We start from the raw sequence: 1,032 nt of genomic DNA, 5'->3' as shown, positions 1-1,032 counted from the left end.
TATTTTTAAATTACTGTTAATATAACTTAGTTAAAAAGCCAATTTTTTAAATAGTTCATTTTTGGTTTTTGTCTAAGTTGGAATTTTAAAATAAGTAAGATTTTTTTAATAATTTTAATGTTGGTTAATAATTTTAATATATAAAAAAATTTAGGGTATGGTTAAAACTAATGAGATTTTGCTGGAGAAAAGGTGTATGATTATTTCCCAACATAAAATGAATATCAGTGCTCGTCAAATTGGCAGAAATTTAAATTTATGGCATACAACAGTCAGCGCTATAATAAAGAAATACAATGATACCGGCATTATTAAGAACAAAGAAAGAGCTGGACGACCAAGAAAAACTACTGATACAGAAGACCGTAGAATTATAATCACGAGCAAGCGTAATAGACGTCTAACGGCACCAGAAATTGCCTCTCACATAAACCATGTCCGAGAAAGAGGTATTAGCGTAACAACGGTAAAAGACCGGCTTCATAAGGCTGGTCTATTTGGAAGAATTGCCGCTAGGAAACCATTACTTCGGCCTAAAAATAAGAAGATAAGATTAGAATGGGCCAGGGAACACCAAAACTGGTCATCCGAAGACTGGTGTCAGGTACTTTGGTCGGATGAATCGAAGTTTGAAGTTTTTGGATCAAGAAGGCGTGTATTTGTTCGCAGGTCTACTGGTGAGAGGTTCTCAGATCAGTGCATAATCCCAACTATGAAGCACGGAGGAGGATCTGTTATGATTTGGGGTTGTTTTGGTGGTCCATCATTAGGAGATCTAATCAAAATTGATGGGAAACTATTCAAAGAAGGCTATAAAAATATACTACAAAGTAACGCCATTCCTTCTGGACTAAGAATTATCGGCAAAAATTTTACTTTTCAACAGGACAATGATCCCAAACATAAAGCCAAACTATGTCAGGATTATTTGAAAAAGATGGAAAAGAAAAATATCATAAAAATAATGATCTGGCCCCCTCAATCACCTGACCTTAATCCCATTGAGTTACTATGGGATGAATTGGACCGAAG

1 protein-coding gene is annotated in these 1,032 nt (G+C 34.9%); it reads left to right on the top strand.

Features of this window, described 5'->3' with window-relative positions; genetic code table 11:
• Positions 1-217: 217 nt before the first annotated feature.
• Positions 218-1,032: transposase (locus tag ACAX61_RS19600; protein WP_370716215.1), on the top strand; the 815-nt coding region annotated here is incomplete at its 3' end.

The organism is Sphingomonas sp. IW22 (genome assembly GCF_041321155.1).
In the GTDB taxonomy this organism is placed as follows: domain Bacteria; phylum Pseudomonadota; class Alphaproteobacteria; order Sphingomonadales; family Sphingomonadaceae; genus Sphingomonas.
This window is presented reverse-complemented; position numbering and strand designations above follow the sequence as displayed.